General features: G+C 28.9%; 12 protein-coding genes, 2 pseudogenes and 1 other annotated feature (1 of these 15 cut by a window edge). All 14 genes and pseudogenes read right to left on the reverse strand.

From position 1 onward, the window contains the following. Positions 1 to 17 precede the first annotated feature (17 nt). Positions 18 to 1,169 (reverse strand): annotated as a pseudogene (gene kdpB / locus KGF39_RS07840) (potassium-transporting ATPase subunit KdpB); the annotation flags it as partial. Next, positions 1,156 to 1,758 carry a potassium-transporting ATPase subunit KdpA gene (locus tag KGF39_RS20215; protein ID WP_413927077.1) on the reverse strand — a complete coding sequence of 201 codons (603 nt, stop codon included), beginning with the start codon at positions 1,756 to 1,758 and terminating at the stop codon, positions 1,156 to 1,158. The gene KGF39_RS20215 and the pseudogene kdpB, both read right to left, overlap by 14 nt. After that, positions 1,743 to 2,373: pseudogene (locus KGF39_RS20220) on the reverse strand (potassium-transporting ATPase subunit KdpA). Before KGF39_RS20220 ends, KGF39_RS20215 begins: the two are co-directional and overlap by 16 nt. Before the next feature lie 46 nt (positions 2,374 to 2,419). Then, positions 2,420 to 2,512: a K(+)-transporting ATPase subunit F gene (kdpF, locus tag KGF39_RS20225; RefSeq protein WP_071585680.1), complete on the reverse strand. Its 93-nt coding sequence runs from the start codon at positions 2,510 to 2,512 to the stop codon at positions 2,420 to 2,422. A gap of 406 nt (positions 2,513 to 2,918) precedes the next feature. Beyond that, a complete protein-coding gene (locus KGF39_RS07855; RefSeq protein WP_054273595.1) occupies positions 2,919 to 3,551 on the reverse strand; it encodes a YitT family protein in 633 nt (210 codons plus the stop codon). Positions 3,552 to 3,921: 370 nt separating this feature from the next. Continuing rightward, positions 3,922 to 4,884 carry a sugar ABC transporter substrate-binding protein gene (locus KGF39_RS07860; protein WP_054273594.1) on the reverse strand — a complete coding sequence of 321 codons (963 nt, stop codon included), beginning with the start codon at positions 4,882 to 4,884 and terminating at the stop codon, positions 3,922 to 3,924. 20 nt (positions 4,885 to 4,904) lie between these two features. Further along, the gene (locus KGF39_RS07865) at positions 4,905 to 5,855 is read right to left on the reverse strand and encodes an ABC transporter permease (protein ID WP_107595539.1); all 951 of its coding nucleotides are present in this window, start codon (positions 5,853 to 5,855) and stop codon (positions 4,905 to 4,907) included. A gap of 22 nt (positions 5,856 to 5,877) precedes the next feature. Beyond that, a complete protein-coding gene (locus KGF39_RS07870; RefSeq protein ID WP_227821854.1) occupies positions 5,878 to 7,374 on the reverse strand; it encodes a sugar ABC transporter ATP-binding protein in 1,497 nt (498 codons plus the stop codon). A 12-nt stretch (positions 7,375 to 7,386) separates the two neighbouring features. After that, complete coding sequence (locus KGF39_RS07875; protein WP_227821855.1) at positions 7,387 to 8,571, reverse strand: hypothetical protein; 1,185 nt, start codon at positions 8,569 to 8,571, stop codon at positions 7,387 to 7,389. Beyond that, positions 8,564 to 9,514, reverse strand: coding sequence for a BadF/BadG/BcrA/BcrD ATPase family protein (locus KGF39_RS07880; RefSeq protein ID WP_227821856.1), 951 nt, complete (start codon positions 9,512 to 9,514; stop codon positions 8,564 to 8,566). The genes KGF39_RS07875 and KGF39_RS07880 overlap by 8 nt, the downstream gene beginning before the upstream one ends. Position 9,515: 1 nt before the next feature. Continuing rightward, positions 9,516 to 10,610 carry an ROK family protein gene (locus tag KGF39_RS07885; protein ID WP_227821857.1) on the reverse strand — a complete coding sequence of 365 codons (1,095 nt, stop codon included), beginning with the start codon at positions 10,608 to 10,610 and terminating at the stop codon, positions 9,516 to 9,518. A 221-nt stretch (positions 10,611 to 10,831) separates the two neighbouring features. Next, positions 10,832 to 12,097: a histidinol dehydrogenase gene (hisD, locus tag KGF39_RS07890; protein WP_227821858.1), complete on the reverse strand. Its 1,266-nt coding sequence runs from the start codon at positions 12,095 to 12,097 to the stop codon at positions 10,832 to 10,834. Between the two features lie 241 nt (positions 12,098 to 12,338). Further along, positions 12,339 to 12,833, reverse strand: a complete 495-nt coding sequence (cdeM, locus tag KGF39_RS07895) for an exosporium morphogenetic protein CdeM (protein WP_227821859.1) — start codon at positions 12,831 to 12,833, stop codon at positions 12,339 to 12,341. A gap of 116 nt (positions 12,834 to 12,949) precedes the next feature. After that, the gene (locus tag KGF39_RS07900) at positions 12,950 to 14,167 is read right to left on the reverse strand and encodes a homoserine dehydrogenase (protein ID WP_054273584.1); all 1,218 of its coding nucleotides are present in this window, start codon (positions 14,165 to 14,167) and stop codon (positions 12,950 to 12,952) included. 84 nt (positions 14,168 to 14,251) lie between these two features. After that, positions 14,252 to 14,370: a binding site (T-box leader), on the reverse strand; it runs 117 nt beyond the window's last position.

Below are 14,370 nucleotides of genomic sequence, written 5' to 3' on the forward strand. Positions count from 1 at the left end.
TTCATATCCTCCATTTATTAACCTAAATTAAGAACCATTACTAAGGGTGTAATTAATAAATCAATTAATTTTATTCCTAAAAATGGTACTATGACTCCACCAAGACCAAATATAAGCATATTTCTCATTAACATAGCTTGTGATTTCATAGGTCTATATTTTACTCCTTTCATTGCACGAGGTATCAAACATGGGATGATTATAGCATTAAATATTAAAGCTGATAATATCGCACTAAATGATGTAGAAAGTTTCATTATGTTTAGTATCTCCATTTGAGGTATTGCAAGAGTAAATATAGCTGGTATAATCGCAAAATATTTCGCAACATCATTTGCTATACTAAATGTTGTCAAAGCACCACGAGTTATTAAAAGCTGTTTTCCTATTTCAACAACTTCCAATATCTTAGTTGGGTCTGAATCTAAATCCACCATGTTTGCTGCTTCTTTTGCAGATGTTGTTCCACTATTCATAGCAAGACCTACATCTGCCTGAGCAAGTGCAGGAACATCATTAGTTCCATCACCTATCATTGCAACTATTTTACCTTCAGATTGTTCTTTCTTAATAGCATCTATTTTATCTTCTGGCTTACATTCCGCAATAAACCCATCTACTCCAGCTTCTCTTGCAATTGTGGCTGCTGTTAAAGGATTATCTCCTGTACACATTATTGTTTTTATTCCTATCTCACGAAGTCTAGCAAATCTTTCTACTAGTCCTGATTTTACTGTATCCTTTAAGTAGATAATTCCATATATATCATTATCTACACATACTACTAGAGGTGTTCCTCATAAATTGGCTACTCTGCTTACATTTTCTTCTAAGTCCTCTGGTATCAGTCCACCAGATTCTTTTACTCGTTTTACTATACTATCATAAGCACCTTTTCTTATAGCTGTACCATCAGCTAAGTTAATCCCACTCATTCTAGTCTGTGCAGAAAATTCTACGAATTCAGCTTCCTCTGCCTCTTTTGTTTTACCTGTTGAGCTTAACTTCATACCTAAATCAACTATTGACTTTCCTTCTGGAGTATCATCTTTTAATGAGCACATAACAGAATAATTTATTAAGTCTTTTGTATCTGCATTTCCAACTGCTATAAATTCTGATGCAAGTCTATTACCATAAGTAATAGTACCTGTCTTATCCAAAATCAAAGGCTGGGAAAAATGTTAAAGCACCAACAATTAAAACAACAAGCACTAAAATTATTGTAAATGTAAAATTATCCGTTCTAAGCGTTCCTATACTTTCATTTACAGATTTTTTAGATGCCAATAAACTTGATATTGCAAGTAGTATTATAATAGATACATATCTTCCAAAGAACATAACTATGCCTGTTGTTATATTCCAAAACATAGTATTATCTCCTAGACCTTCAAATCCTGAACCATTATTGGCTGCTGAAGATGCAAATTCATATAATACTTGTGATAATCCGTGGAATCCAGGATTTGAAATTCCTTCAAGCCCTGCTAGTACTGCTACTGAAAGACCAGAGAACATTAGTATCAAAAGTGGATGTAATATAATAAGTAAAGCAATAAACTTCATTTCTTTTCCTTCAATTTTCTTAGTTAAAAATTCTGGTGTTCTTCCTACCATTAATCCACATAGAAAAACTGCTATTATAGCGTACATTAACATATTCATAAGACCTACACCTTTACCACCAAATACTACATTTAGCATCATATTTAACAGTGGTACTAATCCTCCTAAAGGAGTTAAGGTGTCATGCATATTATTAACTGTATCTGTTCTGTTCCAGCAAAAGTTTGTGGTACTCCTTGTGTAACTAGTATAATCCCAACAATTAAAGCTCCTGGTAAAAGTACTCTTGTTGTTATCCTAATTAAATCTACATAAAAATTTCCCAATGTTTTCTTTTTACCAACCAAACCTCTTACAAATGCCATAGCAGCTGCATATCCTGTTGCTGCTGATGTAAACATCATGTATTATAACTGTCATCTGACTAAGGTATGAAAGTCCTGATTCACCTGAGTAATGTTGAAAGTTTGTATTTGTCATAAAACTTATTATTGTATTAAATGATAAACCTTGCTCCATACCTTTAATTCCACCTGAATTAAAAATATGCATACTTTGAGTTCTAAGTATGATATATCATATAAACACCATAGCTGCATTTGTAAATAATAAAGCTAAAGCATACTGTTTCCAGTTCATTTCTTTTTTCTTATCAATACTACATACTTTATATATACAATTGTCCACTTTATCAAATATTCTATCTCCAAATGTTTTTTGATTAGTAGCTATATGATATAAGTACTTGCCCATAGGTATTACTAAAACCATAAAAATTGCTAACACTATTACTATCTGCACCATAAAAATTGTTCCTCCCAATTCAACTTACTTATTAGCCTTACAATGTTTAAAATTTTTCAGGATTAATAAGTGCATACACCAAATATATTATTAACATTATGATTACAACTGCCAGAAACCACATAGGTAATCCCTCCATACATTACATTATTTTTTTCAGTTTGTTTCCCACACCAGTCAGCAAGCAACTTCATGGAAACAAATCCTATGAATAACAATGCTATCATAACTATATCCAACATTTTAATTCCTCCATTTACTTTAATTTCTTTTACAAATTTTAGTTTTATATTGCTACTTCATTTATCTTATCATTTTAGGTATAAAGATAGGATTAAGAAACATCTATTAATGATTAGTATTTCATAAATATAAAATTGAGTTTTTAAAATGCCATCTGGCAATCGTATTCCTAGTCATTCCAACATAATTCTATATTTAAGATTTGTAAAAATCTATATGGGATTATACTTTCTATAAATATTTAGACAAAAAAAGTGGCAAATTTGCCACCTCTAATAAAATCTAAAGTTATTTAATTTATATTAACATTCTGGAACTATATCATTACTTATATCCATATCCAAACTTTTACCATGATAATAAATAAAATCAATTACTTTGCCACTAATTGTAACAGCAATCAAAGAGTAAAAGATGTCAAAAGCTGATAGATAAAATAATGATAACAACAATACAATAACATCTGTTGCTAAATAAACTTGCCCTATGTTCAAAGATGTAGTCTTAGAAATTACTAATGCTAAAGCATCGTCTCCTCCTGATGCACAACCTGCTTTTACTACTATACCTACACCTGTTCCAACAGTTACACCTGCCAAAATAGTTGATAAAAGCATGTTTTCTGATTGTGGTACCAGAGGTCCTATAGCCTCAAATAAGTCGTATAACACTGAAAAAGTTATAGAAGCTACTATTGAATATATAAGGAATTTTTTACCGAAAAATTTATATCCTACTAAAAGTAGTAAACCATCTATTACAACATTTGCTATTGCTGGTTGTATATTGAATAAATTTTTTAACAGTAGTAAAATACCTAACACTCCACCTTCTGTTATGTTGTTTAAATAATAAAAATTGTAAACTCCAAATGCTAATATTGCTGAACCTAAAAATATAAGTCCAATCCTTTCTAAAAATAACCGCCTGGCCATACATATCCCTTCCTTTTTCTTAATTTATATATATTATATACAAAAGAATTGGCTTTGTATACCGCACTTTTCGAATCTTTAATTGTACAAAATTTTTATATTTTTTTCAACATTTTTTTTATATTTTTTTATGTTTTTTTAGTTCATCACCCATATCACAGTATTTTCAATACCTTAGACGTTTTCCTTTTTTACAAAAGTTTATATTAATTTTACTTATAATTTAGTATAATTAAATCTTTGTTTATATTAATTTTTTATTTGTTTAGAAATACTATCCAATAATTTATCACTAAGTTAAATTTAAAAAAGAGTTACTTTAGAAACTATATAAAGTAACTCTGAAAATTTTATTTATTATCTATGATACTTACCATTCACCCTTGAACTCTGAAATATTATCCTTATTAACTTCAACTTGTTTAATTTGTGTAACAGGTTCCACTTTTTCACCTTTAAGGAATTTAGATGCCTTTTCTATGACTAATCCACCTTCTTCCACAGCAGACATATAAGTTGTACCATCTATTAACCCATCAGTTATAGCTTTTAATCCATCTTTACTTCCACCCAAACCTATAACTTTAACTTTATCTTTAAGACCAGCATCTTTTAAAGCTTGTCCTGCACCTGTAGCAGAGTTATCATCTTGGCATATTATAACATTAAAATCAGTTTTCTTTTGAATTAAGTCTTCTGTTACTTTTAAAGCTTGCTCTTTCTCCCAATTTGAAGTTTGATTATAAACTATTTTTATATTACTATCTTTTAGTTCTTTTTCAAGTCCTTTTTTTCTTAATACTTGTGGAGTAGTTCCTGGAACACCTTCTATTGATACAGCCTTTCCACCAGTTTCTCCTAATAAGTTTTTAGCAATTTTACCTGTTAATGCTCCTGTCTCTTCCTCATTTTGTCCTATATATGTAACTAAACCTTTAAATTCTCCAGTTGGGTTACTTCCTATAGAATTTGTAAATGCTATTATAGGAACATCTGAATCATTAGCAGCTTTAACTATTCTCTCACTTACAGCAGAATCAACTCCACATAATGCAATCATGTCTACCCCTTTAGCCATAAAATCTTCAGCTTGTGATAATTGTTTACTAGCATCCCATTGAGCATCTGCATATTCTACACTTACACCTAATTCTTTAGATTTTGCATCTATACCTTGTTTAGTTGCTACAAAGTAACCTGTTGAACCTGGCAATAATACTGCTATTTTCTTTTCTCCCTCTTTTCCTTTGCTACCATCATTTGAGCATCCAACTAAGCTGAATATCATAACAAGCGATAACAGTAATGTTAAATGTTTCATTAATTTTTTCATAAAAAATTCCCCCTCTTTTTTTATCTTGCAGCAAGCTTTTTCTTGCTATAAGAATCAAATCCAACTGCTGCTAAAATTATTAACCCTTTAAATATGTACTGGAAATATACATCTATTCCAAGAAGATTAAAGCTGTTGTTTATAACACTCATAAGTAACACTCCTATAACAGTTTTAAGTACAGATCCAGAGCCTCCTGCCACTGATGTACCTCCTATTACTACAGATGCAATTGCATCCATATCATATCCTTCACCTGCAATCGCAGTTGCAGTTCCAAGTCTTCCAGTTAGTACGATTCCAGCTATTCCTGCAAGCACAGCATTAATAATAAATACTTTTATTTTATGAGAATCTACATTTATACCATTAAGCTTACTTGCCTCTTGATTCCCTCCTACAGAATAAACGTATCTACCAAATTTAGTTTTGTTAAGTACAATAAACGAAGCTAACACCACCAGAAAGAAAATTAATACTGGTATTGGTATATTAAACAAATGTCCATTTCCAATGTAATCAAGTATTGGTATATTTTCAGTAATTGGATACCCGCCTGTAAGCATCAACAGTAATCCTCTTACAATAGTGACCATAGCCATAGTGGCTATTAGTGATGGTACGTTTATCTTTGCAACTACTATACCATTGATTAATCCTATTACTGCACAAATCGTTATACCTAAGAACATGGATGCAAACAAATTAGTTCCACCAGTTGCAAATTTCATTGTTATAGCACCTGCAAGAGCTGCTACTGCTCCAACAGATATATCAAAGTTTCCAGATATTATAACAAAAGTCATACCGGCTGAAATTATTCCAATTATAGAAGATTGTCGTAAAAGATTAAGTATATTTTGTTTACCTAAAAATGATGGAGTTGCAATACTTATAGCTATACATAAAGCCAAAAAACCTAGTAATACTCCATAATCTCTTAAATTTAATTTCTCAAAAGCTTTCTTCATCTCAGTCCTCCATTTTCATTTTTTATACATTAAATATACTGTTCATTATGTCTTGAACCTTTATATTCTCATTTTTTAAATCATCTACAATAGAACCTTCTCTAATTACTAAAATTCTATCACTTACTCTTATTACTTCTTCTAAATCAGAAGATATAAATATTACTCCTATTCCTTTACTTGAAAATTCTTTGATTGTATTGAAAATATCTTCTTTTGCAGCAATATCTATTCCTTTTGTCGGCTCATCATATATTATTAAATCTAAATCTTTCTCTAACCATTTAGAAACTACTACTTTTTGTTGATTTCCGCCACTAAGCGCTTTTACTTCTTGCTTTACATCGCTAACTTTTATTCCTAATTCCTTAACACCTTTTTGTGAAAACTCAATTTCTCTCTTTCTATCTATAAACAAGAATTTCTTGAACTTATCAATTTGTACTGATGCTGAATTCGTATATATAGCTTGTTCTAAAATTAGTCCTAAATTTTTTCTATCTTCAGGAATCAGTCCTATTTTATTTTTTATAGCAACTTTAGGAGAAGTTATGTCTACTTTTTTACCATTGATAAAAATGTCTCCACTATCTTTATTATCTATCCCAAATATCAAATTTATAATTTCAGTTCTTCTCGAACCTACAAGACCTGCAAGACCTACAACTTCTCCCCTATAAACTTTAAATGAAACATTTTTTATTTTGTTAGACCAACTTATATTCTTTACTTCTAGTACTGGACTTTCTTCATACTTTGCAAATGTATAATCCTTCTTCTCAATAAGTTTGTGATTATCATTTCCTGTCATAAGTTGAGTTATTTTTAATTTAGTTAAATCCCCTACATCATAAGTTCCAACCATAGTTCCATTTTTCATTATACTTGCGCTATTACATATTTTTAAAACTTCCTCCAATATATGGGAAATATAAACTACTGTTTTACCTTTAGACTTTAATCTGTTTATTATTTTAAATAGCCCATCTTTTTCATTATTAGTAAGTGATGTTGTTGGTTCATCCATTATGATAATTTCAGAATTACATGAAACAGCTTTCATTATCTCAACCATTTGCTGATTTGCTACACTTAAATTAGAAACTACTGTATGTGGGTCTATATTAAAATCAAAGTCTTCACAAATTTTCATATATTCTTCAAACATATCTTTCTTATTTAAAAACACAATTCCTTTTAAAGTTTCCCTACCAAGAAAAATATTTTCAAGTACTGTAAGTGTTGGTATCAAACTTAATTCTTGATAAATTATACTAATCCCATTTTCTTTAGAATGATGTGGATTTTTAAACATTATTTCATTCTCATTTAAAATTACTTTACCTTTAGTTTGAGAATGAACTCCTCCTAAAATTTTAATAAGTGTAGATTTCCCTGCTCCATTAGCTCCCAAAAGAGCCCTTACTTCACCCTTTTCTAACTCAAAATTTATCCCCTTTAAAACATCCACCTTTCCAAAACTTTTATATATTTGCTGCATTTCCAATATTTTACTCACCATATCACCTCACTAATTCCAAAACCATTTTATAATTTCATCAATATTTTCTTTTGGTGCTGATAACAAATCCCAAGATAAAACATATCCTTTTACTGCTGTTTTATTTATGTTTGAAAGATTTTCACTTATGTATTTAGGTGTAACAGGAGCTATAATTTCTTTTTTATTTATTTCAATTCCTACATATATCTCTCTATTAAGATTTTTTGTCATAAAATCGATTTCCTCTAGTACAAATTTTATAGGATATATATCTCCTTCATACTCTCTAATTCCTAAAATATCTAAGAAATTTCTTTTTGCAATCTCTTTATTTTTATGTATGGATTCATCAATCAGCCTTTCAAATTCAAATGGTAAACCAGCTGGAGCTTTTGTAATTCTATACATCATTGGTTTTATAAAATCTGCTACTTCTTGTAATTTTTCTAGATCTTGACCTGCAAAGTAAGAAATAAAAGGTGAAAATGTATCTATACCTATTTTCAATCCTTTATTTTTAAAATAACTACTTATTTCTAATAATGCCTTGTATATATTTTGATTTTTTATTTCAAAAAAATCTTCCCATATTTTATTTTTAAATTTGTATTTTCCATTAATGTATTCTGTTATACCAAATGGAGTATCTTCATTATCTAGAACTCCATTAGACACATTATTCATCTCTATCATTAACGACTTTTTATCAATATTATTTTCTTCATATATATTTAAACAATCTTCACAAAAACAATTAAAAACACCATTTAGTTTATTTGAAAAAGAGCCATACCTTATTTTATCTAAAAAAATTCCATCAAACTTAATTTCACTAAAATAAGTACTATATACTTTCTTTATATTTTCTATATTCTTCTTATTATTTGGGCAATAAAATTCAAAATTTTCATCTTCTTGTAAAGTATAGCCCTTGACTTCCTTTCCCGTATAATCGACTAGTAAATTACTTTTTTCAAGTAGTCCTATTTCTGAAAAACATGGTAACCAAAGATATAATTCAACATTATATTTATTTAATAGTTTTTTAGTTCCTACATATAATTCTTCATCTACATTCCATCCCATGATAACCTTTTCTATATCAATACAGTCCAGTAATTCTAGTAGCTTACACTTTATATCATTGAATTTTATTTCTTTAGTTTTAAAACCTCCAGTAAAAATCTGTACTATTACTTTTTTTCTATCCATGCTTGACCCTCCTATTAGCTAATGCCATAGCAAGTCTTATACCTCCATATACAGGCTGTTTTTCTTGAGGTATAAATTTTAAATTTTTATCTATATTTTCTGTTTTTAAATTATTCATTAACATTTGAGCATATATAGTTTTATTTAACGTACCACCAGACAAAACTATATTTATTTTGCTTTTATCCCTTTTCATTGAATTAGATATTTTACTCAATATTACTTGAGCTAATTTAGACAGTTCAGTTGATGACTCTCTTAATATTTCAATAGCCAATTTGTCACCTTGTTTGGCACAATCAATCACTAATGAAGCTAAGTTTGCTATTTCAACATTATTGTTTATCTCAGTAATTATATATGTAAGTTGCTCAAAACTATTTGCTCCAAAGAAATCCAAAACACAATTAAATAAATCACTATATTCATGACATCCATCACAATAAAGTAAAACCTTCTTTAATAATTTTCTTCCTATATCATATCCAGAACCCAAATCACTAAAATTATATCCCCATCCACCAACTCTATATATTTCCCCATCTCCTTTAATTCCTAATATAATTGAACCTGTACCAGCCACAATTACTAGACCAGGAGCATCAGTTTGTGCATAAAAAGCTAAAACTGCATCATTTACTAGATATATTTTTTCTTTGTTAATCCCAATTTTTAATATTTCATCCATTATAATCTTATAATCATTAGGAGAATCACAACCAGATATACCAAATACAGTATACTCAATATCGTCGTAATCGATATGTAAATCTTTTAATAATTTTTTAAATCCATTATTAATATTTTCATATGTTTTTTGAATTCCAACTGACTTGTAATTAGTTGAACCAGTGGTATGTTCTTTAAGTATGTTTCCATCTAAATCACTTACACAAAATTTAGTTTTTGTTCCTCCTCCATCTATTGAAATCAAATGTTTCACATTAATATCCTCCTTTTTTATTAGATAAGGAATATTGATAGTCAGTTTCTTTTAAACACATACTAATTACTCCATTTATACTTCCTTCTCTCAATGACTCTACTTTTATTAATTTAGGAAAATTTTCTTCTCCAACACTATTACTTATATCTTTTTCTATAAATTCCATGTCAATCTTAGTTAATATGCTACATTGTATAATCATCGCTTGTGGATTTAAGACACATATAATAGTCCTTATAAAATTTGATATTATAGATAAAATTTCTTTCTTAAATTTCTTATCTTTACTTTCTAAATATATTTTTCTTAAACTCATAATATAATCTTCAAGATTTAAGTTATTGGAGTTATATTTACCAAACTCCATATTTAAATAACTTAATTCTCCAGCAAAATTTGTAGAACCTAAATATAATTCACCATTTATAACTATACCTGAGCCAATCCCATCTTCTAGATACATAAGAGCCATATTTTTATATATGTCTTTATACTGTTTTTGATAAATCCCGATAGTAGTAATATTTGTATCATTTTCTATAAATACTTTAGTATTGTATTTACTCTTTATTAAATTTTCCAAATTTATACCTTCCCAACTTTTTATAGTTGGTATATTTTTAACTATACCTTTTTTTACAACGCCTGGTACACCAATCCCAATAGCTCTTATATTGTTTCCCCTTTCCTTTTTGATTAAAGTATCTATAACAAAAAAAGTATCTTGGTTAACGTTTTCATACGTATCCATTCTTATATTAAATTCTTCTTGATAAATTATTTCACCTAGTAAATTGGCAACTACCCCTATACAACTATTTCTATAATAATATAAAGCTATTATGTGTTCTAAGTTTGCATTTATTTCAAATAATTGAGCTCTTCTTCCTCCAGTAGATTCACTTAGTCCACTTACTTTAACTTCATTTTTCAAAGCTAATTGCTCTACAATCTTATTAACTGTGGCTAAACTCAATTCAGTAATACTTGAAATTTCTGGTTTTGTTATAGGACCTTCATTTTTTATAATATTTTTTATTAAATCCTCATTTACTTTTTTTATCGTTTGTGGTTTTCCAACTATATTTTTCATAAACAACACCTTACTTTATAAACTTTATTTATTAAGTTTAGTATAATATTTGCAACTTAGATTTGTCAATAAATTTTCAAAAAAACTTAAATCAAATTTCTCTATTGTCCAGATATAAAAAACACCGACGACCTGCAAAATATAGTGTTTATTCAGGTTGGCGGCGTTTTTCTTATCCTTCTCTAATACGCAATCTCGATTGATAGAAACAGAATTTTCTACTATTTTTTAAATCTAACCTCAGCAGCCTTTGCATGTGCATATAATCCTTCTTCTTTTGCGAGCTTTTCAGCTACAGGTGCTAATGATTCTATAGCTTTTTCATTAAATATCTGCTTTGTACAAGTTTTTATAAAAGTTCCAACCCAAACGCCACCCGTATATCTTGATGCTTTGAGTGTTGGTAATGTATGATTAGTACCTGAAACATAATCTCCAAATACTTCAGCAGAAAGGTTTCCAATAAATAGAGAGCCATAGTTAATTAATCTATCACAAATTTCATCATACTTCTTTACTGCAACTTCTAAATGTTCTGGTGCATAAAAATTACTTATTTTAATGGCTTCCTCCATATCATCAACCAGTATTATCTCTCCATTATTTTCCCATGAACTATATGCTATATCCTTTGTTGGCAAATCTTTTAACATAATTTCTATATTTTTTTCAACTTCCTGTGCTATTTCTAAACTATTTGTTAATAATATACCTCTTGCATTTAAATCATGTTCACACTGTGCTAATAAATCGGCTGCAATATAAACTGGATTTGAAGTTTCATCAGCTATTATAAGAACTTCACTTGGACCAGCTACAAAATCAATTCCTACTTGACCATAACATTGTCTTTTAGCTTCAGTCACAAACTTATTTCCTGGTCCTACGATTATATCAACTGGATTAATCTTTTCTGTCCCATATGTAAATGCTGCTATAGCTTGAACTCCCCCAGTTGCATATATTTCATCAGCCCCTGCTATATCCATAGCTACCAATGTTTTAGGATTTATGTCTTCAGTATTTTTCATAGTTGGTGAACATGCCACAATTCTTTTTACTCCTGCGACTTTTGCAGGTATTATAAGCATAAGAGCTGTTGAAAACAGTGGATACTGACCCCCTGGAACATATGCAAGACATGACTCTATTGGAATATTAGTTTGACCTAGGATTACACCTGGATAAATTTCTTTTTCAAAAGAATTTTCAAAACTTACTTTTTGAGCCTTAGCAAATTTCCTTATATTTTCAGCAGCAATCTTCAAGTTATTTATAAATTCGTCATCTACATGCTTATAAGCTTCCCTTATTTCTTCTTTAGTAATTCTAAATTCACATCTTGTATTTCTATCAAATTTCTCATTATATTTTTTAAGTGCAATATCCTTATTACTTCTTATATCTTCTATTATAGAACTTACTTGCTCTCTTAATATCTTTTCATCTACCTTTTCTTTTACGCTTGATGCTTTAATACTCTTCATTTTTTACCTCCTAGTTTTACAATATTATCATCATTTAAGATACATCAATAAATAAAAACTCCCACCCTCTATTAAAAGCTAGAGGATGGGAGTTTAATCATATTGTACTCACCTCACTAACTGAGCACTATTTGTCTAATAACTATACTTATATTTCTTCTAATCATTATTTTTTTCTAAATTTTCTCTTTATTATACATAATATGATATATTTTAACTATTGATTTGTCAATGAATTTTTTTATTTTCTACAGCAGTTACAATTAGATTTATGGCATTTATGGCAACAATTATTATTGTTTCCTCCATTATTTCCATTTCTTCTAGCTTCACATTCCATACCTTCATCAAATAATCTAGCAGCTTCTGCTAAATATTCGATTCCTTGATAGTTGTACTTTGAGTATTCATCCCAGTATTTCTCTGCTTGTTCCCATAATTTTCTAGCTTCACATTCATATGCTAATGCTTCTTTTTTTCTTTCTGAAGATTCACAGAATGCTTCTCTTGCTTCTCTTTCTCTTATTTCAGCTTCTCTTCTAAATCTTTCACAATTTCTAGGTCTATTATCTTCTGAATTTGAACATCCACAGTTTGAACCTCTTCTTTCTCTATCTTCATCGTATGCTACTCTTTCATATTCTTCTCCATCATTTTGGAACCATTTAGCTGTAGATTCTCCTCTTTCATACCAATCTTCTGAATAACCACCATTTGCATATTTTTTATTTTCCATATAACATATCTCTCCCTTTAATTTTAATTTTTTTATGAGATGTTTTGTTTCATCTCATACTATATAGTATTAAAATCGTCAAAATATGTTACATATAAACTTATATTTTTTCTTTTTTAACTTATTTTCAACATTTTATTCATTTTTTCGCAATATCCTTTATCCTTTATTAGGCATAAACTGTTATTTATTTCATATTCAGAGTCAGCATAAACCATAATAGCAAGTTCATCATCATCATTTAAAATATCGTAATTTACCAAACAGTTCTCAACTATATTTAAAATTTCATCTTTATTACATTTTTTAAATCTAAGAAGTGCTCCACACTTTTCTCTAACTATTTTGTTAACTTGTATTTTATCTTTAGTAAAAGAGTCTATACTTGAAACTCTATTATCTATTATATCTATAACATCTGAGTAAACTGCACTTCCTGTTGCTAAACTTCCAGCTCCCTTACCTACAAAAGAAACTTCTCCTACTGAATCTCCATTCACTATGACAGCATTAAACTCATTGTCTATTCTAGCAAGTATATTATCTTTTTCTACTAAGACAGGTCTAACAAAAGCACTTACTTTATGATTTTCATACTTACTTTGACCAATTAATTTTATCTTACAATTTAATTTTTTTGCATATTCGATATCTTTTTCATCTATGTCTGTAATTCCTTCTAAATACACATCTTTCCAATAGACTCTATTGTCATAAGCTAGAGTTGATAATATTGATAGTTTTCTAGCAGCATCATACCCTAATACATCTGATTCTGGATTTGCTTCAGCAAAACCTAATTCTTGAGCCTGTCTTAATGCCATATCATAAGATAAATTCTCATCATACATTTTAGATAATATGAAGTTAGTAGTTCCATTTAAAATAGCATTTATACTATCTATGTTATTTCCTTCTAGTGATTCTATTATTGGTTTTAATACTGGTATACCTCCAGCAACTGAAGCTTCAAATTTTATACTTACTTTATTTTCACTTGCTAATTTTGCAAGCTCATCTCCACATTCAGCTAACAAATCTTTATTTGCTGTAACAACATGAATTTTATTACTTAACGCTTTTTTAATATAAGATAATGTTGGTTCTAAACCACCCATGACTTCAACAAGTATATCTATATCTTTATCAAATATATCATCTATATTATTAGTTATTATATTAGAATATTTTTTCCCCTTATGTTTTTCTAAATTATTAACTAAGATTCCAACTATTTCTATATTTCTTTTTTCTTTATTATTATCTATTATATCTATAAGTCCACTTCCTACAATCCCATATCCTAGTACTCCAATTTTTACTTTATTTTCCATATTATTTTCCTCCTAAATTTATAATTTTCCGATTTTTTTTTATTTTCAATCTTTTATTGCAATAAAAATAGACTCATCCCTATATAAAGGGACGAGTCTATACTCGCGGTTCCACCCAATTTGATTTTATCATTTAGTGATAAAATCCACTTTACACTTTAACGCAGTTAACGGTTAGTCTTACTAAAACCTTTTAAAGTAAC

Origin of the sequence: Clostridioides sp. ZZV14-6345 (assembly GCF_020657775.1) — a bacterium.
GTDB classification, from domain to species: Bacteria; Bacillota; Clostridia; order Peptostreptococcales; family Peptostreptococcaceae; genus Clostridioides; species Clostridioides difficile_D.

Coding starts and splice junctions, on each gene's coding strand:
- KGF39_RS07860 (WP_054273594.1), bottom strand. CDS start 4,884: ATGAAAAAATTAATGAAACATTTAACATTACTGTTATCGCTTGTTATG.
- KGF39_RS07875 (WP_227821855.1), bottom strand. CDS start 8,571: ATGGATAGAAAAAAAGTAATAGTACAGATTTTTACTGGAGGTTTTAAA.
- KGF39_RS20215 (WP_413927077.1), bottom strand. CDS start 1,758: ATGCATGACACCTTAACTCCTTTAGGAGGATTAGTACCACTGTTAAAT.
- KGF39_RS07865 (WP_107595539.1), bottom strand. CDS start 5,855: ATGAAGAAAGCTTTTGAGAAATTAAATTTAAGAGATTATGGAGTATTA.
- kdpF (WP_071585680.1), bottom strand. CDS start 2,512: ATGGAGGGATTACCTATGTGGTTTCTGGCAGTTGTAATCATAATGTTA.
- KGF39_RS07855 (WP_054273595.1), bottom strand. CDS start 3,551: ATGGCCAGGCGGTTATTTTTAGAAAGGATTGGACTTATATTTTTAGGT.
- hisD (WP_227821858.1), bottom strand. CDS start 12,097: ATGAAGAGTATTAAAGCATCAAGCGTAAAAGAAAAGGTAGATGAAAAG.
- cdeM (WP_227821859.1), bottom strand. CDS start 12,833: ATGGAAAATAAAAAATATGCAAATGGTGGTTATTCAGAAGATTGGTAT.
- KGF39_RS07885 (WP_227821857.1), bottom strand. CDS start 10,610: ATGAAAAATATAGTTGGAAAACCACAAACGATAAAAAAAGTAAATGAG.
- KGF39_RS07900 (WP_054273584.1), bottom strand. CDS start 14,167: ATGGAAAATAAAGTAAAAATTGGAGTACTAGGATATGGGATTGTAGGA.